Below are 19,130 nucleotides of genomic sequence, written 5' to 3'. Positions count from 1 at the left end.
AATCGGGAACCGGGCGCTGCGGTTGGCCGATGGCCGAGAGGAAGCGACAGAGCGAATGCGGACAGGAGAACGCAGAGGACGCAGAGAAAAACAGCCAAGGTACGCAGAGAAGACCCTTTTCGATGGAAGTCCCTCTGCGTCCTCTGCGCAACCTCTGCGCCCTCTGCGTTCACCAGCTCGCGCCCGCCCGCTCCTCGCTCAAGGCGCCGGCGTTTGCGTGCGCAGCAGTTCGGTTGCCGTGGGGTCGGCGAAGCGGGCGCCGGCGGATTCGACGAGGGCTGCGGCTTGCAGCAGCAGGTCCTCGCGGATGGCGAGGAATTCGGGCAGGTCGCTGGTCAGCACGTACGCGTACAGCTCCAGCTCGATGCCCAGCGGCGCGAACTCGATCAGGCGCACGCGCGACAGCGGGTGCTCGAGGCGGGGATGCGCATCCACCAGCGCGCCGAGCTGGGCGCAGATCGCGCGCAACTGCTCCACCGGCGTGCCGTACGCAAGACGCAGCCGGTGTTGCGCGAGGATCTTGCCGCGCGATGCGAAGTTCTCCAGGTCGGCCTGCGCCAGCACGCCCGCGGGGATGGACAGCAGCGTCTGCTCGATCGTGCGGAAGCGCACGGAGCGCAGGGTGATGTCTTCCACCGTGCCCAGGCGGTTGTTGATGCGGCACACGTCGCCCACCGCGATGGCCTCGTCGCCCAGCAGCATCATGCCGCCCAGGATGTTCTCGATGGTCTTCTGCGCGCCGAGCGCGACAGCGATGCCGACGATGCCCAGCCCCGCCAGCAGCGTCTTCACCTCGAAGCCCGCGAGGGACAGGACGGTCAGCACCGCGAGCAGCACCAGCAGCACGTTGAGCAGCCGCTCGCCCAGCATGAGGACGGAGCGCACGCCGGTGCGGCCATGGTGCTCCACGCGAACCGACACGCGGCGCAGGGCCAACGTGATCAGGCGGTGCAGGCCCCACGCCAGCACGATCACCAGCACGACGAGCACGACCTGCGTGTAGGCGAAGCGGAACGACACCGTCGGGCCGAACCAGGGCAGCGCCACCAGCTGCAGGCCGACCAGCAGCGCGAGCACGATGGGCCAGTGCAGAGCGTCGTGCCAGAGCTGGAGCGCCTCGCGCCGCCGCGGCAGCACGCGGCACGCCACCACCAGCAGCAGCCGCAGCAGCAGCGGCAACAGCAGCAGCGGCAGGGCCAGTGATGCGACCCAGACGAGCATCTCCGCGAACGAGAAGCCGAACGCGGCGGGCGCGAACAGGCGGTCCGGCAACCAGGCCTCGACCCAGGAGCGCTCCTCGTCGTCGAGCATCGCGGGCACGCGGGCCAGCGTCTCGGAGGAGATCAGCCACACCGGGCCCGAGCTCGGGTCGTTGACCCGCACCAGTTCCAGGTAGACGTCGCGCCGGCCGATCTTCAGCGGCCCGATGCGCTCGCGATCGAGCGGCAGGCCGTCGTCGAGCGAGCCTTCGGGTGCGTCGCTGATGGAGGCCAGCGGCTGGTGGAAGTAGCGGTCCATCAGCCCGTTGAGGCCGTGCACCAGGTCTTCCGCGCGAGCCTGCGACCGTCCGCCCGCCTGCACGTAGCGCAAGGCGGCGACCATGTCGTTGCGGTGGGCGGCTCGGATGAAGGCAGCGACGGCGCGGCGGGGCGTCCCGCGGTCCAGCGGGTCGCGGTGCACGGCATCGGGCTCGCTGCCCTTCGCAGCGGAACCGGCCAGCGCAGGGATCTGCGCGAAGGCGGGATGCGGGAGCGCGCCGCAAACGAGCACGCAAAGCAGCACCAGGTGCGCCCAGGCGCGGATCCAGCCCACGGTGGCGGCGGTCGCTCGCACTTGTCCTCGCATTTCCTGATTGCCCGCGGTGCGCAGAAGGTCCAGCGGGAATCGGGCATGGTCGCAGGGCGGCGCTGCCGCCGCCATCCGGGTGCGGGGCAATGGCCCTGCACGCAGGGGCAGCGTGCGCGCCCGGCGCGCTAGGCGACCAGTGCGGCGGACTTCACCTGGGCCCAGACGCTGCGGCCCGGCGCGAGCTCCAGTGCCTCCACCGAGCGCGTAGTGACACGCGAGAGCAGCAGCGTCGGCCCGCACGCGAGCTGCACGAGCGCCTGCGAGGGATGGCCGCCGGGCGCGATGGCGCGGACGATGGCGGGGAGCACGTTCTGGATCGAGCTCTGTTGCGGCGGCACCAGCGCCAGGCTCACGTCGCGCGCCAGCACGTGCACGCGCACCGGATGCCCCGATGCGAAGCCCGGGTCGGCGATCCACAGGGCGCCGCCCTCGAAGCGGACCTCGGCGAGCTGCCAGCGCGCGTCGCGCTGGCCGATGGCGCCGTGCAGCAGCGCGCCCGCTTCCTCGCCGGGCACCGCGGGCAGGTCGATGCGCGCCAGCGTCTCCGCCAGCGGCCCGGAGGCGCGCACGCGGCCCGCGTCCAGCAGCACGAGGTGGTCGGCCATCCGCGCCACCTCGTCGCCCGCGTGCGTGACGTAGAGCATCGGGATCCGCAACTCGTCGCGCAGCCGCTCCAGCCAGGGCAGGATCTCGCGGCGGCGCGCGAGGTCGAGCGCAGCGAGCGGCTCGTCCAGCAAGAGCACGCGAGGGCCCGTGGCCAGCGCGCGGGCGATCGCCACCCGCTGGCGTTCGCCGCCGGACAGCTCACCGGGCCGCCGCCCTTGCAGTCCGGCGATGCCCAGGAGTTCGAGCAGCGGCTGCAGCGGGGCTGCATCGCGTCCCGCGCGCCGGTGCGCGAAGCGCAGGTTGCCGGCCACGTCGAGGTGGTCGAACAGGCTCGCCTCCTGGAACACGTAGCCCAGGGGCCGGCGGTGCGTGGGCAGGCGCAGGCCGCGCTCGCTGTCTTCCCAGGTCTCGCCCTGCAGCACGACCCGCGCCTGCGCCGGCCGCTCCAGTCCGGCGACACAGCGCAGCAGCGTGGTCTTGCCCGAGCCGGACGGACCGAACACCGCCGTGATGCCGCTGGCGGGCAGGTGCAGGTCGCAATCGAGCAGGAAGTCCGGCCGCGGCAGGCGCACGCGGATCGCGAGGCCTGTCATCCCAGCACCCGCGCGCTGCGCCGGTTCAGCAGCGCCAGCGAGAGCAGCACCACGAACGAAAACGCCAGCATGGCCGCCGCGAGCGAGTGCGCCTGCGTGTATTCCAGGGCCTCGACGTGGCCGTAGATCTGGGTGGAGACGACGCGGGTCTGCTGCGGGATGTTGCCGCCGATCATGAGCACCACGCCGAACTCGCCCACCGTGTGCGCGAAGCTCAGGACGGCCGCCTGCACGAAGCCGCCGCGCGCGAGCGGCAGCACGACGTGGACGAAGGAATCCAGCGGGCCGGCGCGCAAGGTGGCCGCGACCTCCAGCGGCCGGCGCCCCACGCCTTCGAACGCGTGCTGCAGCGGCTGCACTGCGAAGGGCAGCGAGTAGAGGACGGAGCCGAGCAGCAGTCCGCCGAAGGTGAAGGGCAGCAGCCCCAGTCCCAGCGCCTGCGTGAGCTGCCCGCCCCAGCCCTGCGGCCCGAAGGCGACCAGCAGGTAGAAGCCCAGCACCGTCGGCGGCAGCACCAGGGGCAGGGCGACCAGCGCCGACACGGGGCCGCGCCAGCGCGTTTGCGTGCGCGCCAGCCACCAGGCGAGCGGCGTCGCCAGTACCAGCAGCAGCGCCGTGGTGGCCGTGGCCAGCTTCAGCGTGAGCCAGATCGCCTGCAGGTCTTCTTGCGTGAACACGATGCGTCAGGTGACATAGCCGTAGCCGCGCAGTGTGGCGCGGGCGGCATCGCCACGCAGGTAGTGCAGCAGGGCGGCGGCGGCTGCGTTGGACCGGCCGGGGGTGAGCACGATGGCGTCCTGCCGCAGCGGCTTGTGCAGGTCCGCCGGAACGATCCACGCCGAGCCGCTGGTGATGCGGCCGGCGGCCATGACCTGCGCGAGTGCGACGAAGCCCAGGCGGGCGTTGCCCGTCGCGGTGAACTGGTAGGCCTGGCCTATGCTTTCGCCCTGCACGAGATGCGGCGCCCAGGCGGAGGCGACGCCGAGTGCTGCCAGCACCTGCAGGGCAGCCGCGCCGTAGGGCGCGAGCCGCGGATCGGCGATGGCCAGCTTGCCCTGCGGCGGCTGGCGCAGGACCTGGCCTTGCGCGTCCACCGCGGCCGGGTCGGCGCTCCACAGCACGAGGCGCCCCGTCGCATACGTGAAGCGCGTGCCGCGGACGGCGAGTCCTTCGGCCTCCAGCCGCGCCGGAGTCTCGTCGTCGGCGGCCAGCAGCACGTCGAAGGGCGCGCCCACGCGGATCTGCGCATACAGCTTGCCGGTGGAACCGAGCACGACGACCGCGTGGTGTCCCGTGGCGCGTTCGAAGTCGGCGGCGATCTGCTTCATCGGCGCGGCCATGTTGGCCGCCACGGCCACCTGCACCTGCGCGGCCTGCGCCGATACGGCGGCCAGCGCCAGCATCCACGTCGTCAGCCAGGCTCGCAGCACGGGACCCCCGCTATTCATCCAAGGAATAGCGCTAGTATAGGTGCATGCCCCGTCGACCCCTGCAGCTCGCCGGCGCGCTGGTGCACGCGGTGGCGGACAAGCGCGTGGAGATCCTGCGCCGCGTCGGCGCGCTCGGCTCCATCTCGCAGGCCGCGCGCGATGCGGGGGTGAGCTACAAGGCGGCCTGGCAGGCGCTCGACACCTTGAGCAACCTGGCCGGCGCGCCGCTCGTGGAGCGCGCGGTCGGCGGCGCCGGCGGTGGCGGTGCGCGGCTCACGCAAGCCGGCATGCAGGTGCTGCAGGCCGCCGACGAGGTCGCGCGCGCCCGCGAGGCGGTTCTCGATCGCCTGGCGCAACGTGGCGGGCTGCCGGCTAGCGTGGCGGCCCTGGGGCTGCGCACCAGCATGCGCAATCACCTGCCTTGCCGGATCTCCGCGCTGAAGCGGTCCGGTGGGGCGTACGACGTGACGCTCGAACTGCCCGGTGGCGCCACGCTTGTGGCGCGCATCACCGGCGAGAGCGTGCAGTTGCTGCAGCTGGCGAAAGGGCAGGAGGTGCTGGCGCTGTGCAAGGCGACGGCGGTCGACGTGCTTGCAGTCGCCGACCCGGCGCGCGCGAACGTGCTCGCGGGCACCGTCAGCCGCGCAACGCGCGCGGCCGCGGCCGGCGAAGTGGCGCTGTCGCTGGAAGGGGGCGCGCAACTGGTGGGATTCGCCCCGGCCGCGCAGGGATTGCGCCGAGGTGATGCCGCGTTCGCTCACCTCGATGCGTCGGCGGTGGTGATTGCGTTGGCAGGTTAGAGGGGCGGACGATTTCGGCCACGCACTCGTTGCCTCTGCGGAGCGCGGTGGGCGTCGCGGCAGGCGGCGTGCGGTGCAGGCCCGCTGGGCATCGGTCGGCGGCTGCGCGCGCCGACTCCCCTGCAAGCCGGTCCGGGCGGCGTCGCGCGGCACAACTCGCAGAGAGTTTGCCCGCGCAGCGGTCAAACTCTCTGCTCGGACAAGTGCCGCGGTAGCATGAAACGTACGCGCGGTTCGATACGCTGCGCTCTCGTAACCGCGCTCCGCCGCCCGGACCGGCTTCCAGGCGATGCCCTTCATGCGGGCCTGCACCGCACGCCGCCTGCCGCGACGATGAACAGTGTGGCCCCTGCGCGTAAGCCTCACGGACCCTCGTACTCGTAGGCTGGCGGTGAGCACCGCGAACCCCAGCGATCCAGCGTAGCGCAGCAAGCTGGGGTTCGCCTGCGGCTCACCACCAGCCTACGGTTTCCGATTCAATCACCGTGACACGGGGCCAGTGTCGTGAACGAACCGCTACTTCCCCGTCTTCTGCGCCAGCTTGCGATACACCGTGGCGCGGCTGATGCCGAGCGAGCGGGCCGCTTCCATGACGTTGCCGCGGGCGTCGCTCACGGCCTTGCGGATCATCGCGATCTCCACGTCGCGCAGCGGCATGCGCATGCCGGCACCGGTGCGCGCTTCGCCGGCGGGCTGCGGCAGGCAGGACAGGCGCAGGCCGGACCACAGCGCCAGGTCCTGCGGGACCTGCTCCGCGCGGTGCGCCTCGTCGAAGAGCGGCTCCCACGGTTGCGCGAACAGTTCGCTGCAATGCACCGGCCCGCGCGACGGAGCGAGCGCCGGAATCATCTGGCGCGCGGCGCCATTGCTGCCGGTCACCCAGCCCTCGTCGTCCAGGCACAGCAGGCCGTCGTCGTCGTCGCCCAGCAGGCGACCCGGCCAGTTCAGGCGCAGGACCAGCCGGTGCGGGCGCGAGACGGCCAGGGCGTTCTCGATGCTGCGCGCGGACTGCGCGACCAGGTGCTTGAGTTCGGGCCGCTCGGCCGCGTCGATCCCGGTCAGGTCCAGCATGCCCACGCAGCGGCCGTCCGGGCCGAACAGCGGCGCGCCCGCGCAGCTGTAGCAGCTGGTCTCCTGGAAGAAGTGCTCGCCCCGGTGCAGCCACACCGGTTGCAGCTCCGCGAGCGCGGCGCCGATCGCGGTGGTTCCCACGCTGCGCTCGGAGAGGTCCACGCCTACGCGCGTGATCAGGGCGGCCCTCGGGTCGGCGCGGTCGATCGGCCCGTGCGCGTCGACCACGACGCCTGCTTCGTCGGTGAGGATGGCGAAGTAGCGCGTGCTCGCAATGGCCCGGCCCAGTTGCTCGAGGACCGGGCGCGCGGCGGTGACGAGCGCGCGGCTCCCTTCGGCGGCGCGGCGCATCTGCTGGTCGGGCACCGCGGCGAAGGTGACGTGGTCGTGCGGCCGCTGGCCATTGACCAGGCAGCGCCGCCACGAACGCTCGATCCAGCCGGCGTCGTACCAGCCCTGGACGAGCACATCGGTCATCGACCGGCCTTCCTCCATCACCGCCTGCCGCGCGCGCGCGATCTGCAGCAGCCGTTCCGCGCCGGCACTGGCGCCTGCTGGGTTCATGGACGTTCCTTGGATCTCCTGCCCGACAGTGTCCTGCACTGCCCGGGGGCCATTGTTCCATTTTGAGAATTTCCCGCCAGTGCCCGGCCCACCTAGGGTTTGGCCTGAGCAGGGGAGCGGGGCGCAATTCAACAATGCCAGTCCGTCCCCAAGGAGACAGATCCCATGCTGGTAGCACTCAAGGTCAACGGGAAGGCGGCGAACGTCGACGTCGCTCCCAACACGCTCCTGGTCACCGCCTTGCGCGAGCACCTGCGGCTGACAGGAACCCACGTGGGCTGCGACACCGCCCAGTGCGGCGCCTGCACCGTGCTCGTCAACGGCCGCGCGATCAAGTCCTGCAACACGCTGGCCGTGCAGCATCCCGGCGCCGAGATCACCACCATCGAAGGCCTGGCCGCCGCCGACGGCACGCTGCATCCCATGCAGGCGGCGTTCAAGGAATGCCACGGACTGCAATGCGGCTTCTGCACGCCGGGCATGGTGATGAGCGCGCTGGACCTGTGCCAGCGCCATCCCAACGCCAGCGAGACGCAGGTGCGCGAGCAGCTGGAAGGCAACCTGTGCCGCTGCACGGGCTACCAGAACATCGTCAAGGCCGTGCAGATGGGCCAGGCGGCCCTCGCCGGCAAGTCCTAGGAGGCCGCCATGGGTGCCAACGACAACTTCGCCAAGCTGCCCCACATCGGCGAGTCCCTGCGCCGCAAGGAAGATGCGCGCTTCCTGATGGGCGACGGCCAGTACACCGACGACATCAACCTCGCACACCAGCGCTACGCCGTGTTCGTGCGCTCGCCGCATGCGCATGCGAGCATCAAGCGCATAGCCACGGCGCGTGCTTCTGCGATGCCGGGTGTGGTGCGCGTCTTCACTGGCGACGACATCGCCGGCAAGATGAACGGGCTGCCCTGCGGCTGGCTCATCACCAGCACCGACGGCCAGCCCATGAAGGAGCCGCCGCATCCGGTGCTGGCGCAAGGCAAGGTGCGCTACGTCGGCGACCACGTCGCGATGGTCGTGGCCGATACGGTGGAACAGGCGCGCAATGCGGCCGAAGCGGTGGAAGTCGAATACGACGTGCTGCCCGCGGTCGTGGACGTGCGCGACGCGGCCAAGGCCACGGCGCTGCACGACATCGCGCCGGACAACCGCTGCTACAAGTGGGCGATCGGCGACAAGGCCCAGGTGGACGCGGCCTTCGCCAAGGCCGCGCACGTGACCAAGCTGGACCTGGTGAACAACCGCCTGGTGCCCAATCCCATCGAGCCGCGCTCGGCCATCGGCTCGTACAACCGGGCGACGGACGAGTACACGCTTTACGTCGCCAACCAGAACCCGCACGTGGAACGCCTGCTGATGACGGCCTTCGTGCTGGGCCTGCCCGAGCACAAGGTGCGCGTGATCGCACCCGACGTCGGCGGCGGCTTCGGCTCCAAGATCTACCTGTACGCCGAGGACGTGGCCCTCACCTGGGCCGCGCGGCAGTTGCAGTGCGCGATCAAGTGGACCTGCGACCGCAGCGAGGCCTTCCTGTGCGACGCGCACGGGCGCGACCACGTCACCCACGCCGAGCTCGCCGTGGACAGCCAGGGCAAGTTCCTGGCCCTGCGCGTGCACACCGACGCGAACCTGGGCGCCTACCTGTCCACCTTCGCGACGGCGGTGCCCACCATCCTGTACGCGACGCTGCTGGCGGGCCAGTACACGACCCCGCAGGTGTATGTGGAAGTGGACGCCTGGTTCACCAACACGGCGCCGGTGGATGCGTACCGCGGCGCCGGGCGGCCCGAGGCAACCTACCTGCTGGAGCGCATCGTCACGCGCTGCGCCTGGGAGCTGGGCCTGCCGCAGGACGAGATCCGCGAACGCAACATGATCACGTCCTTCCCGTACCAGACGCCGGTGGCGCTCCAGTACGACACGGGCGATTATCTCGGCGCCATGTTCAAGGCCAATGCGCTGGCCGACGTGAAGAACTTCGAGCAGCGGCGCAAGGCGAGCGAAGCCAGGGGCCTGAAGCGCGGCATCGGCTACAGCAGCTACATCGAGGCCTGCGGCATCGCCCCGTCCAACATCGCCGGTGCGCTCGGCGCGCGCGCGGGCCTGTTCGAGGTCGGCGAGATCCGCGTCAACCCGACCGGCAGCGTCACGGTGTTCACCGGCTCGCACAGCCACGGGCAGGGCCACGAGACCACGTTCGCGCAGGTGGTGGCCGCGCGGCTGGGCATCCCGGTGGAGAACATCGACGTCGTGCACGGCGACACGGGGCGCGTGCCCTTCGGCATGGGCACCTACGGCTCGCGCTCGATCAGCGTCGGCGGCGCGGCGATCATGCGCGCGCTCGACAAGATCGAGACCAAGGCGAAGAAGATCGCCGCGCACCTGATGGAGACCGGCGAAGGCGACATCGAGTTCAGCAACGGCGAGTTCCGCGTCAAGGGCACCGACAAGAAGGTGACCTTCGGCCAGGTGGCGCTGACGGCCTACGTGCCGCACAACTATCCGCTCGACAAGCTGGAGCCCGGCCTGAACGAAACGGCCTTCTACGACCCGACCAACTTCACCTTCCCCGCGGGCACCTACATCTGCGAGGTCGAGATCGATCCGCAGACCGGCGTGGTGCGGGTGGACCGCTTCACGGCGGTGGACGACTTCGGCACCATCATCAACCCGATGATCGTCGAGGGCCAGGTGCATGGCGGGCTGGTGCAGGGCATCGGCCAGGCGCTGATCGAGAACTGCGTCTACGACAAGGAGAGCGGCCAGTTGCTGACCGGCTCGTTCATGGACTACGCGATGCCGCGGGCGGACGACTTCCCGAAGTTCCAGCTCGACACCGTCTGCACGCCCTGCACGCACAACCCGCTGGGCACCAAGGGCTGCGGCGAGGCCGGCGCCATCGGCTCGCCGCCGGCCGTGATCAACGCGGTGCTCGATGCGTTGCGCGACCTGGGCGTGAAGGACATCGACATGCCCGCCTCGCCCAGCCGCGTGTGGGAAGCCATCCAGGCAGCCAGGCCCTGAGAACCGAAGGAGACGAACACCATGTATGAATTCACCTTCGAACGGCCTGCCTCGCTGGCCGACGCCCAGCGCGCGGCAGCGGCCGGCGGCGCCAAGGTGCTGGCGGGCGGCCAGACCCTGCTCGCCTCGATGAAGCTGCGCCTGGCCAACCCCGAGAAGCTGGTGGACCTGGGCGCGATCGCGGAGCTCTCCGGCATCCGCCGCGAGGGCAATGCCATCGTGATCGGGGCGATGACGCGGCACGCCGACGTCGCCGCCCACGCGGAAGTGAAGTCCGCCATCCCCGCACTCGCGGAGCTGGCGGGCGGCATCGGCGACCGGCAGGTGCGCGCGATGGGCACCATCGGCGGCTCGCTGGCGAACAACGATCCGGCGGCCTGCTATCCCGCCGGCGCACTGGCGCTGAACGCGACCATCCAGACCACGCAGCGCAAGATCGCGGCCGACGACTTCTTCCAGGGCATGTTCGCCACGGCGCTGAACGACGGCGAGCTGATCACCTCGGTGAGCTTCCCGATTCCGAAACGCGCGGCCTACCTGAAGTTCAAGCAGCCGGCCTCGCGCTTCGCGTTGATCGGCGTCTGCGTGGCGCAGACCGACAGCGGCGTGCGCGTGGCGGTCACCGGCGGTGGCAACGGCGTGTTCCGGCACACGGGGCTGGAGCAGGCGCTCAGCAAGAGCTTCACGCCCGAGGCGGCCGCTGGGGTGAGGATCGATGCGGGCAACCTGTCCGCGGACCTGCATGGCAGCGCGGCCTACCGTGCCAACCTGATCTCGGTGCTGGCGCAGCGCGCGGTGGCGAAGGCGCTGGGCTGATGCGCCGGCCGGGGCCGGTCCGCGTGTCAGCCTCCGAGGGCGATCACGGCCAGGATCAGCACCGCGCCGAAGACCGCCATCGCGAGGCCGGTGTGGGCCGGACTCGCGTGGCCTGCATACCGGCCGAGGGCGGCGCCGGAGAGGAACAGCATCGCCAGCGCCACGATGCGCGACATCTGCATCGCCGCATCCAGGTCGTGCAGCATCGCGAACGGCAGGACGACGGGCAGGGTGGCGACCACCACCAGCAGGAAGATCGCGAACGCCCCGCCATAGTCGGCGGCCCGCAGCACGGCGCCTGCCGCCGGCGGCGCGGCCAGCAGGCGCTGGCGCATTGCCTCCAGCTCCTGCGGGCCCGCCAGCGCCACGAGCTCGCCGGGCAGCGCCTGCTGCATGAAGTGGCGCGCCGACTCCGCATCGGTGGCGGCGAGGACCTGGCGCGCCAGGCTGCGCATGCGGCTGCGCTCGGTGAGCGTGCGCACGAGGAACATGACGGCGTCGACCAGGCCCCAGGCAATGTTGCAGCCCAGGGCCGCGGCCATGGCGAGTCGCGCATCCTGCCTTCCCGCCGTCGCGACCGACAGCGAACCGACGATGGTCACGGCCATGATCAGCCCGAACAGCACCTCCGAGATGCGGTCGACGGGGCTCAGGAGACGCGTTCGCGCCGTGCGGTCTTGTTCCGGCATGGAGCCCCTCTTCCTCGTTCACCCGGATCATCGCCGGGTCGTCCCCACCCGCCAAGCCCTGCGCCGGAGCGCGCAGGGGGACAATAGCCGCATGACCGCTTTTCCCTCCATCGAGGCGCTGCAGCAGGGGCTGCAGGCTGCCGGCTACTACGCGGAACGCCGGCTCGCCACCGCTGTCTACCTGGCCCTGCGCCTGCAGCGTCCGCTGCTGCTGGAAGGCGAGCCCGGCGTAGGCAAGACGGAGCTGGCCAAATCGCTCGCGACCGCCTTGCAGCGGTCCCTGATCCGCTTGCAGTGCTACGACGGTCTCGAGCTGCGCGAGGCGCTCTACGAATGGAACTACGCCGCGCAGCTGCTGCACATGCGCGCGGTCGAAGGGCGCGAGAGCGCGGACCAGATCGAGCGCGAGGTCTACCAGGACCGCTACCTGATTCGCCGGCCGCTGCTGCAGGCGCTGCAGGCGCCCGAGCCCGGCGCCGTGCTGCTGATCGACGAAGTGGATCGCGCCGACGAACCGTTCGAGGCCTTCCTGCTGGAGTACCTGGGCGAGTACCAGGTGAGCATCCCGGAGATCGGCACGATCCAGGCGCGCGCCACGCCGGTGACCATCCTCACCAGCAACCGCACGCGCGAGCTGAACGACGCGGTGAAGCGGCGTTGCCTCTATCACTGGCTGGACTACCCGGATCGCGAACGCGAGCTCGCCATCGTGCGCGCGCGCGTGCCCGAGGCGAGCGAGGCCTTGTCGCAGCAGGTCGCGGCCTTCGTCGGCCGGCTGCGCAGCCAGCCTTTTGCGAACGCGTTCCAGCGCGCGCCCGGGATCGCCGAGAGCGTGGAATGGGCCAAGGCGCTGGTGGCGCTCGACACGCTGGCGCTCGACCCGGAAGTCGTCACCGACACCGCCGGCATCCTGTTCAAGCAGCGCGAGGACGTGGCGGCGCTCACCCACGAACTCGCGACCGAGCTGCTCAAGCCGGAGCCGCAGGCGGCCTGAGGCCGCCGGCCTTCGACCATGGCCACCCTCGGGGACGCACGCAGGGGCAAGCTGGCCGACAACATCGCCGGCTTCGGTCGCGCCCTGCGCCGCGCCGGGCTGCGCGTGGACAGCGCGCGCATCGCGCTGGCGCAGGAAGCCGCGCAGCTGGTCGGCGTCGGCCGCAAGGACGACCTGTCCGCCGCGATGGAGGCTGTGCTGGTGAGCCGCGAGGACGAGCGCACCATCTTCCGCGAACTGTTCGACGCCTTCTTCCGCGACCCGGAAGTCGCGCACAAGCTGCTCGGGCAGATGCTGCCCACCGCACAGGGCCGCAGCGAGCCGTCCAAGCGGCCGCGCGTGAGCGAGGCGCTGTCGCCGCAGAAGCGCTTCGGCGACGCACAGCGCAAGCCGGACCAGGAGATCGAGTTCGACGCGGCCATGACCGCCAGCGACCTCGCTCGCCTGAAGCACGCCGACTTCAACGCGCTCACGGCCAGCGAGTTCCGGCTGGTCGAGCGGCTCGCGCGCGAGATCGCGCTGCCGGTGCCGGAGATCGAGCTGCGGCGCACGCGTCCCGGCACGCGCGGCACCCAGCTGCACTGGTCGCGCACGCTGCGCCATGCGGGCCACACGGGCGGCGAGCTGCTGGTGCTGCGCCGGCTGCAGCGCCGGCGCGCGCCGCTGCCCTTGCTCGTGCTGGTGGACATCTCCGGGTCGATGGAGCGCTACGCGCGGTTGCTGCTGGCGTTCCTCCACGCAGCCACGCGTGCGCACCGCCGGCGCGACGTGTTCGCGTTCGGCACGCATCTCACCGACCTCACGCCGGCCTTTCGCCTCGCCGACACCGACGCGATGCTCGCGGCGGCGAGCGCGGCCATCGACGACTTCGCCGGCGGCACGCGCCTCGGCGCCTCGCTCGCCACGCTGCGGCAACGGCATGCGCGGCGGCTCGTCGGCCGGCGCAGCCTGGTGCTGGTGATCAGTGACGGGCTGGACACCGGCGAGCCGGAAGAGCTCGACCGTGAACTGGACTGGCTGACGCATCGCTGTCGCCGCCTGCTCTGGCTCAACCCGCTCCTGCGCTTCGAGGGCTATGCTCCCCTGGCGCGCGGCGCGGCCGTGCTGCATCGTCATGCCGATGCGATGCTCGCCGTGCACAACCTGGCCAAGCTGCAGGATCTGGCACTCAGCCTCGCCGCGCTGCTCGACAAGTAAAACGAGGGAAGGAAGGCAGGAACATGGACATGCAAGGCAGCCGCCACCTGGCGGTCACGCAACAACAGGCCTGGGACGCGCTCAACGACCCGGAGGTACTCAAGACCTGCATCCCCGGTTGCGACAAGGTGGAGCCCACGGGCGAGAACCAGTACGCGATCGGCATGGCGGTGAAGATCGGGCCGGTGTCCGCGCGCTTCGCCGGGAAGATCAACCTCGTCGACGTGATGCCGCCCAACAGCTACACGCTGGCCTTCGAGGGGCAGGGCGGCGCCGCGGGCTTCGGCAAGGGCACGGCCAAGGTGAACCTCTCGCCCGCGGCCGAGGGCGCCGGTTGCGAACTGGCATACACCGCGCAGGCGCAGGTCGGCGGCAAGATCGCGCAGGTGGGCCAGCGCCTGGTGGACGGTGTCGCCCGCTCGATGGCGGAAGACTTCTTCCGCCGCTTCGACGAGGAGATGCAGCGCCGCTATCCCGAAGCCACCGCCGCCGAGGCCGCGTTGCCGCCGCTGCAGGCGCCCGCGGCCGAGCCGGCGAAGGGCATCCCCGTGTGGGTGTGGATCGCTTTCGCGGTGGTAGTGGTGCTCGGGCTGCTCCTGCTGGCACGCTGAGGAGAACGATGGCCGCACTGCGCAGCACCCGCTGGACCCGTCGCGTCGTGCTGGGCACGTCGGCGAGCCTGCTTGCGCTGCCCGCCTTCGCCTTTGCCCAGCAGGCGAGCTATCCCGCGCACCCGATCAACCTGATCGTGCCCTGGCCCGCGGGCGGCCAGACCGACATCACGATGCGCATCCTGGCGGAACTCGCCGGGCAGCGCCTCGGTGTGCCGGTGGTGGTCGACAACCGGCCGGGCGCGGCGGGCACCATGGTCGGTCCGGCCCTGCACAACGCGGCGCCCGACGGCTACGTGATCGGGCAGCTTCCGCTCACCTTGTACCGCGCGCCGCTGCAGCGCAAGCTGAGCTGGGACCCGCTGCGCGACATCACGCCCATCATCCAGATCTCCGGCGTCACCTTCGGCATCGTGGTGCCGGCGGACAGCCCGTTCCGCAGCATCGCCGACCTCGTGGCCTGGGGCCGCGCCCACCCGGGCCAGCTCACGGTCGGATCGACTGGCGTCGGCAGCACCGCGCACATCGCGATGGAAGATGTTCTGTCGCGCGAAGGCGTGCAGTACATCCATGTGCCGTACAAGGGGACGGCGGACCAGATGCTCGCCGTCGCCAACAAGGTGTTGATGGTGGGCGTCAACTCGACCGGCTTCGCGCCCTACGTGGAGCTCGGCAAGCTGCGGCTGCTGGCGAACTTCGACGCCGAACGCAGCAAGCGCTGGCCCGACGTGCCGACCATGCGCGAGCTGGGCTACACCGATTCCGTCTACACCTCGCCCTACGGCATCGGCATGCCCGCGGGCGGCGACCCGGCGGTGGTCCGCAAGCTGCACGATGCCTTCAAGCTCGCCCTGTTTGACCCGCGCCACCTGCGGGAGCTCGCCAAGTACGACATGGACCCCGAATACCTGGACACCGCCGACTACGGCCGCTTCGTGCAGGCAGCGACCGCGCGCGAGCGCGTGCTGCTCGCGCGGCTGGGCCTGGGGCCGCGCACCGAATGAGCGGCGACGACGCAGCAGCGATGAACAGCGCACCGGTCCTGCGCTGCCACGAGGTTTCCAAGCGCTATGGGCGCACGCAGGCGCTGGACCGGGTGTCGCTCGCCGTCGCTGCGGGCGAGATGGTCGCGCTGCTGGGCCCGAACGGCGCGGGCAAGTCCACGCTGTTCCAGCTGCTCACCGGCCTGTTCGTCGCCGACAGCGGCAGCGTGGAAGTGCTGGGCGCGGACATGCGGCGCGAACCGGTGCGGGCGCTGTCGCGGCTCGGGGTCGTGTTCCAGCAGCCCGCGCTGGACCTGAACCTGTCGGTGCGGGCCAGCCTGCGCTTCCACGCGGACCTGCATGGGCTGCCCGGCGCGGTCTCGCGACCGCGCATCGAGGCGCTGCTCGCGCGCTTCGGGCTCGCGGACCTCGCGCGCAAGCCGGGGCGCGAACTCTCCGGCGGCAACCGGCGCAAGGTGGAACTCGTGCGCGCCCTGATCCACGAGCCGCGCCTGTTGCTGATGGACGAGGCGACGGTGGGGCTGGACCCGGGGTCGCGCGCGCAGTTGCTGGAAGACGTGCTGCAGGCGCGCAGCGAGCACGGCCTGGGCGTGCTGTGGGCCACGCACCTCGTCGACGAGGCGGAGCGGGCGCAGCGCGTGATCGTGCTGCACAAGGGACACGTGCTGTGGGACGGCGAGGCGCGCGCGCTGTGCGCGCAGGAAGGCGTGCCCACCCTGCAGGGCGCGTTCCTGAAACTCACGGGAGGACAGAAAAATGCGATGGCGGCTTGAGTGCGCGGCACTGGCACTGGCGCTGGCTTGCCTGGCCGGCGCGGCGCATGCGGCGGTCGGGGGACGGCTCTTCGTCTCCTCGGAGAAGGACAACGCGATCGCGATCGTCGATGCCGCGAAGCTGGAAGTGACGGCTTCGCCGGTCGTCTGCAAACGGCCCCGCCACATGCAGCTGTCGCCGGACCGCAAGCTGCTGTACATCGCCTGCGGCAACGACCAGGCGGTCGCCGTGTGGGACGTGGCGGCGAACAAGGTGGTGGCGCGGCTCGACGTCGGAGAAGACCCGGAGATGTTCGACCTGAGTCCGGACGGCCGCATGCTCTACGCCTCGAACGAGGAGGACTCCGCGCTCACGGCCTACGACCTCGCGGGCCGCAAGAAGGCGTTCTCGGTGCACGTGGGTGGCGAGCCGGAGGGCGTGAAGGTCAGCCCCGACGGCAAGCTGGTGTACGTGACCTCCGAGGTCGCCGGCGTCGTGCACGTCATCGACGTGGCCGGCCGCAAGATCGTCAAGAACATCGCGGTCGGCAAGCGGCCGCGCCGCCTGCTGCTGGTGGGCGGCGAGCTGTGGGTCACCAACGAGCTCGATGGCGGCGTGAGCCTGATCCGCGTCGCCGACCACACCGTGCAGGGCCGCATCGATTTCCTGCCCCCGGGCATGCGCAGCGAAGACGTCACGCCGGTGGGCATGGCCTTGTCGCCTGACGGCAAGACAGCCTACGTGGGGCTCGGCCGCGCCAACCATGTGGCCGTCGTCGACACCGCGACCCACAAGGTCAAGGGCTACGTGCTCGTGGGCCGCCGGGCCTGGGGCCTCGCAGTCTCGCGCGACGGCAGCCGGCTGTACGTGGCCAACGGCCTGTCCGACGACCTGACAGTCGTCGACACCGCCGCCATGAAAGGCATTCGCACCCTCCGGGTGGGGCGGGTTCCCCACACGGTGGTGGTGGACGAATGAGCGCCGCCCGGCCGCCCGAAGGCGCGATGCGACGCCGCTCCCTTCTCCTGTCCTCCCTCGCCGCCGTCGCTGCACGCAGCGCGCTGGCGCAGCCGCCGCACGCCCTGTCCCTGGGCCTGATCACGCAGGCCGATGACGACCGCTACAGCGCGTCGGTGCTGCAGAAGGGCTATCCCGACGCGCCCTCCGGCCGCTCCGAGCCCGCCGCGCAGATCGCGCTGAACGACAGCGCGATCACCCTGCAGATGGCGGGCTGGACGTCCGCGCACCTGCTCCCGGTCGAAGCGCCCGACGCCGCCGGCCTGCCGGCCGCCTTGCAGCAGTTGCTGCGCCAGGGGGTCCGCCACGTGCTGCTCGAACTGCCGGCGGCCGGCGTCGCCGCCGTGAGCGCCGCGGCCGCCGGCAAGGACGTGATGCTGTTCAACACCGCCGCGCCCGAGGACGCCTTGCGGGCCGCGCAGTGCGCGCCCTGGCTGCTGCACACGCTGCCCAGCCGGGCGATGCAGATGGACGCCATCGCGCAGCTGCTGGTCGCGCGCAAGTGGAACCGCCCGCTTGTGCTGTTCGGGCCGACGCCGGGCGATGGCCTGCTGCATGCGGCGTGGCAGCGGTCGGCGCACCGCTTCGGCCTGCGGCCGCAGGCGGAGCATCCCTTCAAGCTGTCCAACGACCCGCGCGAGCGGGACCTGGGCAACGTGCGCCTGCTCACCAGCGACCGCGATTACGACGCAGTGGTGGTACTGGACGCGCAGGGCGAGTTCGCGCGCGACGTGCCGTACCGCACGGTGCTGCCGCGGCCCGTGCTGGGCAGCAACGGAATCACCGCGCAAGCCTGGGACCCGCTGTGGGAACGCGACGGGGCGCCGCAGCTCACGCGCCGCTTCCTGCGCAAGGCCGGCCGGGCGATGGGCAGCTACGACTGGGCGATGTGGATCGCAGCGCGCGCGGCGGCCGAGGTCGCCTCCGCTTACGACAAGGCGGGCGTCCCGCAACAGCTGCAGGCGCTGCGCCAGGGGGCCGTCACGGTGGACGGCTACAAGGGGCAGCGCCTGAGTTTCCGCGCGTGGGACGGGCAACTGCGCCAGCCCATGCTGCTCGCCTACGGCAACGGCGTCGCCGACGTCGCGCCGCTGGAGGGCTTCCTGCATCCGCGCAGCACGCTCGACACGCTGGGCTACGACCTGCCCGAGACGGGCTGCAAGGCGCGATGAAAGCCGCCCACGCCCTGCGCGCACTGCGTGCCGTCGCCGGCCGCGAGATCCACAGCTTCGCGCGCCAGCCGGGGCGGCTGATGTCGGCGCTGGTGCGGCCGCTGCTCTGGCTGCTGGTGTTCGCCGCCGGTTTCCAGAACGTGTTCGGCGTCGCGATCGTGCCGCCCTACGAGACCTACATCGAATACCGCGTGTACCTCGCGCCCGGGTTGCTGGGCATGGTCGCCCTGTTCAACGGCATGCAGAGTTCGCTCGCCATGGTGTACGACCGCGAGATGGGCGTGATGCGCCTGCTGCTCACCGCGCCGCTGCCCCGCTGGTGGATCCTGGCCTGCAAGCTGCTGGGCGGCGCCACGCTGTCGCTCGCGCAGATGCTCGCCTTCCTGCTGGCCGCGTGGATCTTCCGCATCGACCTGGAGTGGCGCTTCGTGCCCATGGCGCTGCCGGTGTTCCTCCTCTCCGCGCTGATGCTGGGCGCGCTCGGGTTGGTGCTGTCGGTGTACGTGAAGCAGCTGGAGAACTTCGCGGGCACGATGAACTTCGTGATCTTCCCCATGTTCTTCCTGAGCACCGCGCTCTATCCGCTGTGGAAGCTGCAGGAGTCGGGCGCCTGGCTGGTGCACGACATCGCCCGCTTCAACCCGTTCACGCATGCGGTGGAGGCGATGCGCTTCGCGCTGTACGGCCAGTGGCAATGGGACAGCCTCGCGATCGTCGCCGGCTGCGCCGTCGGGTTCTTCCTGCTCGCGCTCTGGGGCTACGACCCGCAGCGGGGGGCGCAGAAGCGCGGGCCGCCCGCAGCCGCCTGAGTCCGCGCTGTCCGCTTGCGGGACAGCGTGTTCCATTTTGAGAAATTCCGGCGAATGAGCCCGCGTCTGCGGGTTTGACCCAAGCCGCGCGCGGAACTCGCCTCCAAGAATGGGCGCGGACCGGGCGATCGG

At 71.1% G+C, this 19,130-nt stretch carries 18 protein-coding genes; 12 read left to right on the top strand and 6 right to left on the bottom strand.

Annotated features, from left to right (window positions below; all coding sequences use genetic code 11):
- Nucleotides 1–198: 198 nt before the first annotated feature.
- The 4 genes from JJB11_RS26555 to modA all read right to left on the bottom strand — a co-directional run bounded on the left by JJB11_RS26555 (nucleotide 199) and on the right by modA (nucleotide 4,495).
- Entirely contained in the window at nucleotides 199–1,833 is a 1,635-nt protein-coding gene (locus JJB11_RS26555) for a mechanosensitive ion channel domain-containing protein (RefSeq protein ID WP_201170823.1), read from the bottom strand.
- Between the two features lie 140 nt (nucleotides 1,834–1,973).
- The gene (modC, locus tag JJB11_RS11665; RefSeq protein ID WP_201170814.1) at nucleotides 1,974–3,047 is read right to left on the bottom strand and encodes a molybdenum ABC transporter ATP-binding protein; all 1,074 of its coding nucleotides are present in this window, start codon (nucleotides 3,045–3,047) and stop codon (nucleotides 1,974–1,976) included.
- Nucleotides 3,044–3,727, bottom strand: a complete 684-nt coding sequence (modB, locus tag JJB11_RS11660; RefSeq protein ID WP_201171614.1) for a molybdate ABC transporter permease subunit — start codon at nucleotides 3,725–3,727, stop codon at nucleotides 3,044–3,046. Before modB ends, modC begins: the two co-directional genes overlap by 4 nt.
- A 3-nt stretch (nucleotides 3,728–3,730) precedes the next feature.
- On the bottom strand, nucleotides 3,731–4,495 hold the full coding sequence (gene modA / locus JJB11_RS11655) for a molybdate ABC transporter substrate-binding protein (protein ID WP_201170811.1): 765 nt from the start codon (nucleotides 4,493–4,495) through the stop codon (nucleotides 3,731–3,733).
- Nucleotides 4,496–4,521: 26 nt separating this feature from the next.
- Here modA and JJB11_RS11650 point away from each other — a divergent pair, with 26 nt between their 5' ends.
- Nucleotides 4,522–5,277, top strand: coding sequence for a TOBE domain-containing protein (locus JJB11_RS11650; protein WP_201170809.1), 756 nt, complete (start codon nucleotides 4,522–4,524; stop codon nucleotides 5,275–5,277).
- A 516-nt stretch (nucleotides 5,278–5,793) separates the two neighbouring features.
- Here the strand turns inward: JJB11_RS11650 and JJB11_RS11645 are convergent.
- A complete protein-coding gene (locus JJB11_RS11645; RefSeq protein ID WP_201170796.1) occupies nucleotides 5,794–6,912 on the bottom strand; it encodes a helix-turn-helix domain-containing protein in 1,119 nt (372 codons plus the stop codon).
- Between the two features lie 165 nt (nucleotides 6,913–7,077).
- Here JJB11_RS11645 and JJB11_RS11640 point away from each other — a divergent pair, with 165 nt between their 5' ends.
- Genes JJB11_RS11640 through JJB11_RS11630 form a run of 3 tightly spaced genes read left to right on the top strand, consistent with a single transcriptional unit; the run spans nucleotide 7,078 to nucleotide 10,752 of the window.
- Nucleotides 7,078–7,551 carry a (2Fe-2S)-binding protein gene (locus JJB11_RS11640; RefSeq protein ID WP_201170791.1) on the top strand — a complete coding sequence of 158 codons (474 nt, stop codon included), beginning with the start codon at nucleotides 7,078–7,080 and terminating at the stop codon, nucleotides 7,549–7,551.
- Between the two features lie 9 nt (nucleotides 7,552–7,560).
- Nucleotides 7,561–9,936, top strand: a complete 2,376-nt coding sequence (locus JJB11_RS11635; protein ID WP_201170779.1) for a xanthine dehydrogenase family protein molybdopterin-binding subunit — start codon at nucleotides 7,561–7,563, stop codon at nucleotides 9,934–9,936.
- A 21-nt stretch (nucleotides 9,937–9,957) separates the two neighbouring features.
- Complete coding sequence (locus JJB11_RS11630) at nucleotides 9,958–10,752, top strand: FAD binding domain-containing protein (RefSeq protein ID WP_201170777.1); 795 nt, start codon at nucleotides 9,958–9,960, stop codon at nucleotides 10,750–10,752.
- 26 nt (nucleotides 10,753–10,778) lie between these two features.
- Here the strand turns inward: JJB11_RS11630 and JJB11_RS11625 are convergent, their stop codons facing one another.
- Nucleotides 10,779–11,441 carry a hypothetical protein gene (locus JJB11_RS11625; RefSeq protein WP_201170775.1) on the bottom strand — a complete coding sequence of 221 codons (663 nt, stop codon included), beginning with the start codon at nucleotides 11,439–11,441 and terminating at the stop codon, nucleotides 10,779–10,781.
- A gap of 91 nt (nucleotides 11,442–11,532) precedes the next feature.
- Between JJB11_RS11625 and JJB11_RS11620 the strand changes: the two genes are divergently transcribed.
- Genes JJB11_RS11620 through JJB11_RS11585 form a run of 8 tightly spaced genes read left to right on the top strand, consistent with a single transcriptional unit; the run spans nucleotide 11,533 to nucleotide 18,998 of the window.
- Entirely contained in the window at nucleotides 11,533–12,435 is a 903-nt protein-coding gene (locus JJB11_RS11620; RefSeq protein ID WP_201170773.1) for an AAA family ATPase, read from the top strand.
- A gap of 18 nt (nucleotides 12,436–12,453) precedes the next feature.
- Nucleotides 12,454–13,632, top strand: a complete 1,179-nt coding sequence (locus JJB11_RS11615; protein ID WP_201170770.1) for a vWA domain-containing protein — start codon at nucleotides 12,454–12,456, stop codon at nucleotides 13,630–13,632.
- Nucleotides 13,633–13,655: 23 nt separating this feature from the next.
- Nucleotides 13,656–14,243 (top strand): SRPBCC family protein, encoded by a 588-nt coding sequence (locus JJB11_RS11610; RefSeq protein WP_201170768.1) that lies wholly within the window; start codon nucleotides 13,656–13,658, stop codon nucleotides 14,241–14,243.
- An 8-nt stretch (nucleotides 14,244–14,251) separates the two neighbouring features.
- Nucleotides 14,252–15,247, top strand: a complete 996-nt coding sequence (locus tag JJB11_RS11605; protein ID WP_201170766.1) for a Bug family tripartite tricarboxylate transporter substrate binding protein — start codon at nucleotides 14,252–14,254, stop codon at nucleotides 15,245–15,247.
- 20 nt (nucleotides 15,248–15,267) lie between these two features.
- Nucleotides 15,268–16,020, top strand: coding sequence for an ABC transporter ATP-binding protein (locus JJB11_RS11600; RefSeq protein WP_201964780.1), 753 nt, complete (start codon nucleotides 15,268–15,270; stop codon nucleotides 16,018–16,020).
- Nucleotides 16,004–16,978 carry a PQQ-dependent catabolism-associated beta-propeller protein gene (locus JJB11_RS11595; RefSeq protein ID WP_201170764.1) on the top strand — a complete coding sequence of 325 codons (975 nt, stop codon included), beginning with the start codon at nucleotides 16,004–16,006 and terminating at the stop codon, nucleotides 16,976–16,978. Before JJB11_RS11600 ends, JJB11_RS11595 begins: the two co-directional genes overlap by 17 nt.
- A complete protein-coding gene (locus tag JJB11_RS11590) occupies nucleotides 16,975–18,189 on the top strand; it encodes a type 1 periplasmic-binding domain-containing protein (RefSeq protein ID WP_201964779.1) in 1,215 nt (404 codons plus the stop codon). The genes JJB11_RS11595 and JJB11_RS11590 overlap by 4 nt, the downstream gene beginning before the upstream one ends.
- Nucleotides 18,186–18,998: an ABC transporter permease gene (locus tag JJB11_RS11585; RefSeq protein ID WP_201170763.1), complete on the top strand. Its 813-nt coding sequence runs from the start codon at nucleotides 18,186–18,188 to the stop codon at nucleotides 18,996–18,998. Before JJB11_RS11590 ends, JJB11_RS11585 begins: the two co-directional genes overlap by 4 nt.
- Nucleotides 18,999–19,130 lie beyond the last annotated feature (132 nt).

Origin of the sequence: Ramlibacter ginsenosidimutans (assembly GCF_016654015.1) — a bacterium.
GTDB lineage: Bacteria > Pseudomonadota > Gammaproteobacteria > Burkholderiales > Burkholderiaceae_C > Ramlibacter > Ramlibacter ginsenosidimutans.
The sequence above is the reverse complement of the archived record's forward strand: the minus strand, read 5'-3'. Positions and strand labels throughout refer to the sequence as shown.

Excerpts from the sequence above, each read along its gene's own strand:
- modC (WP_201170814.1), bottom strand. The coding sequence starts at position 3,047 with ATGACAGGCCTCGCGATCCGCGTGCGCCTGCCGCGGCCGGACTTCCTG.
- modA (WP_201170811.1), bottom strand. The coding sequence starts at position 4,495 with ATGAATAGCGGGGGTCCCGTGCTGCGAGCCTGGCTGACGACGTGGATG.
- JJB11_RS11650 (WP_201170809.1), top strand. The coding sequence starts at position 4,522 with ATGCCCCGTCGACCCCTGCAGCTCGCCGGCGCGCTGGTGCACGCGGTG.
- JJB11_RS11645 (WP_201170796.1), bottom strand. The coding sequence starts at position 6,912 with ATGAACCCAGCAGGCGCCAGTGCCGGCGCGGAACGGCTGCTGCAGATC.
- JJB11_RS11640 (WP_201170791.1), top strand. The coding sequence starts at position 7,078 with ATGCTGGTAGCACTCAAGGTCAACGGGAAGGCGGCGAACGTCGACGTC.
- JJB11_RS11635 (WP_201170779.1), top strand. The coding sequence starts at position 7,561 with ATGGGTGCCAACGACAACTTCGCCAAGCTGCCCCACATCGGCGAGTCC.
- JJB11_RS11630 (WP_201170777.1), top strand. The coding sequence starts at position 9,958 with ATGTATGAATTCACCTTCGAACGGCCTGCCTCGCTGGCCGACGCCCAG.
- JJB11_RS11625 (WP_201170775.1), bottom strand. The coding sequence starts at position 11,441 with ATGCCGGAACAAGACCGCACGGCGCGAACGCGTCTCCTGAGCCCCGTC.
- JJB11_RS11620 (WP_201170773.1), top strand. The coding sequence starts at position 11,533 with ATGACCGCTTTTCCCTCCATCGAGGCGCTGCAGCAGGGGCTGCAGGCT.
- JJB11_RS11615 (WP_201170770.1), top strand. The coding sequence starts at position 12,454 with ATGGCCACCCTCGGGGACGCACGCAGGGGCAAGCTGGCCGACAACATC.
- JJB11_RS11610 (WP_201170768.1), top strand. The coding sequence starts at position 13,656 with ATGGACATGCAAGGCAGCCGCCACCTGGCGGTCACGCAACAACAGGCC.
- JJB11_RS11605 (WP_201170766.1), top strand. The coding sequence starts at position 14,252 with ATGGCCGCACTGCGCAGCACCCGCTGGACCCGTCGCGTCGTGCTGGGC.
- JJB11_RS11600 (WP_201964780.1), top strand. The coding sequence starts at position 15,268 with ATGAACAGCGCACCGGTCCTGCGCTGCCACGAGGTTTCCAAGCGCTAT.
- JJB11_RS11595 (WP_201170764.1), top strand. The coding sequence starts at position 16,004 with ATGCGATGGCGGCTTGAGTGCGCGGCACTGGCACTGGCGCTGGCTTGC.
- JJB11_RS11590 (WP_201964779.1), top strand. The coding sequence starts at position 16,975 with ATGAGCGCCGCCCGGCCGCCCGAAGGCGCGATGCGACGCCGCTCCCTT.
- JJB11_RS11585 (WP_201170763.1), top strand. The coding sequence starts at position 18,186 with ATGAAAGCCGCCCACGCCCTGCGCGCACTGCGTGCCGTCGCCGGCCGC.